At 72.3% G+C, this 2,056-nt stretch carries 3 protein-coding genes; 2 read left to right on the forward strand and 1 reads right to left on the reverse strand.

Annotation, left to right across the window (positions count from 1 at the left end; translation table 11 throughout):
- The first annotated feature begins 197 nt into the window (after positions 1-197).
- Both FV223_RS26200 and FV223_RS26205 read left to right on the forward strand, forming a co-directional pair.
- Positions 198-653, forward strand: coding sequence for an anaerobic typically selenocysteine-containing protein (locus tag FV223_RS26200; RefSeq protein ID WP_147729670.1), 456 nt, complete (start codon positions 198-200; stop codon positions 651-653).
- 214 nt (positions 654-867) lie between these two features.
- Positions 868-1,653: an SGNH/GDSL hydrolase family protein gene (locus FV223_RS26205; protein ID WP_243945963.1), complete on the forward strand. Its 786-nt coding sequence runs from the start codon at positions 868-870 to the stop codon at positions 1,651-1,653.
- An 8-nt stretch (positions 1,654-1,661) separates the two neighbouring features.
- On the opposite strand, the gene FV223_RS26210 is transcribed toward FV223_RS26205, so the two are convergent.
- Positions 1,662-2,012, reverse strand: a complete 351-nt coding sequence (locus tag FV223_RS26210) for a DUF2171 domain-containing protein (RefSeq protein WP_210247525.1) — start codon at positions 2,010-2,012, stop codon at positions 1,662-1,664.
- Positions 2,013-2,056: the final 44 nt, after the last annotated feature.

A 2,056-nucleotide genomic window follows, 5' to 3' on the forward strand; every position in this document is an offset into this window, starting at 1 on the left:
GGTGCTGGCTCACGCGCTCGGGCGCGCGCCGACGCTCGCCTCCGCCTACATCTGAGCGCCTGCCCGACCCCGTCGCGAGCCGCCGGTGCGGCGTCGCGTGCCGGAACTCGCCGGCGCCTGCTGCCATTCCGCTCCTATCCCGAGGCCGCGCGACCCCGCGCGATGCCCTTCGCTCACGCTTCTCCGGACGGACTTTCATGCAGCATCTTCGACGCGACCTCGCCGCGGCCGCCCTCCTCGTCCTCGGGACCGCCGCGGGCCATGCCCAGGGCAAGCCCCTGCCCGCGCCGTCGAGCGCCGTGATGCCGCCGGTCGAGCTGACGATCACCGCCGAGGGCGGCAAGCCGGTCTGCGCGCCGGCGGAGCTGCGCCTGCCCGCCAACACCGACGTCGCGCTGCACGTGGTCAGCCACGCCGACACGCCGGTGACGATCACAGCGGCGGGGCTGTTCGAGAACGGCCACGTGCTCCATGCCGACGGCGACCTCGTCCACGTGGCGAGCGAGAAGGGCTACCTGATCAAGCGGGACGGCCAGGGCACCCTGCGCGTGCGGACGCTCGAGGCCGGCGACCACGACTTCGCCTGCACCAGCACGGCCAACAAGAACGCGCCGTTCGTGGGCAAGCTCGTGCTCACGCCGCCGGCGAACTGATCGGCGAAGCCGACGAGCCGCGGCGCGGGCGTCCGAACAGGTATCACCGGAATTCAGCCTTAATTTTGCGTTACGAATTCAATCGGAATTCAACAGGTGTTGCAGACGGGACCTTTCGGTCGGCCCCGTAGGATCGTATTCGGATCCCGCAAGCCCGAACGCTCCGATGGTGCCCGTGCCGAACACCGCGTCCGCCCGCCGCGTCACGAAACCCCTGCGGGGACTGATTCGCGGCGTCGCCCTGCTCACCGGGTTGTTCGTCCTGCCGAGCGCGGTGCTCGCCTACGCCGACCTCCTCCCGGTCCCGTTCGATTTCGGCCTCGGCGATGCGGTCGCCGAGATCGACCTGCCGCACGTCGCCCGGCAGATCGCCATCGGCGCACCGCTGCGCATCGTCGCCTTCGGCTCGTCCTCGACCGAGGGCATCGGCGCCAGCACGCCGGCCAACGCCTATCCCGCCCGCCTGCAGGCGGATCTCCGCGCCGCCCTGCCGAGCGTCGCCGCGAGCATCACGGTGCTGAACCGCGGCATCGGCGGCGAGCACGTCGACGACATGCTGCGCCGGCTCGAGCGGGACGTGATCGCCGCCGAGCCGCAGCTCGTGATCTGGCAGACCGGCAGCAACGACCCGCTGCGCGGCGTCACCATCGAGCATTTCCGCGAGGCGACGGTCAGCGCCGTGCGCCGGATGCAGGAGGCCGGCATCGACGTCGTGCTGATGGAGCCGCAATGGTGCCCGAAGCTCGACGCCACCCCCGGCTCCGACCGCTTCCGCGACGCGGTGCGCGAGATCGGCGACGCGCTCGACGTGCCGGTGATCCGCCGCGCCGACCTGATGCGCGGCTGGATCCGCGACGGCAAGCTGACCCACAGCCAGCTCTTCTCCGCCGACGGCCTGCACATGGCCGACCGCGGCTACGCCATGCTCGCCAAGGCCGCCGCCGCCGCGATCATCGAGGATGCCGGCCGCGTCCAGGTCACCGAGGCGGTCGCCGAGTAGCGCCCGGCTCAGCGCTTCGGCCCGTCCGTCGGCTTGTCCGCCCGATCCCACTGCGCCTTCGCCTCGGCCGCCGGCTTCGTCAGCAGCACCTTGCCGTCCACCGTGCCGATCCACGCGATCGGCACGGCGTGATGGCGTCCGCCGGCATCCCGGTCGGTCTCGGCCAGGACGATGGTGCCGTTCTCGACCTTGTCGACGGTGCCGACATGCGCCCCGTCGGCGCCGACCACCTCCATGTGCTCGGCGATGCGGGCGGCGCCCGCCGCCGGCGTGGTCTGCGCCTCGGCCGCGGGCGCGAGCAGGATCGCCGCGGCGGAGGCGAAAGCACGGCACCCGACGGTCTGCAAACGGTTCGGCATGGGCGATCTCCCTCGCTGCGCCGCGGCCGGCGTCCCTCCCAACC

Origin of the sequence: Methylobacterium sp. WL116, assembly GCF_008039455.1 — a bacterium.
GTDB lineage: Bacteria > Pseudomonadota > Alphaproteobacteria > Rhizobiales > Beijerinckiaceae > Methylobacterium.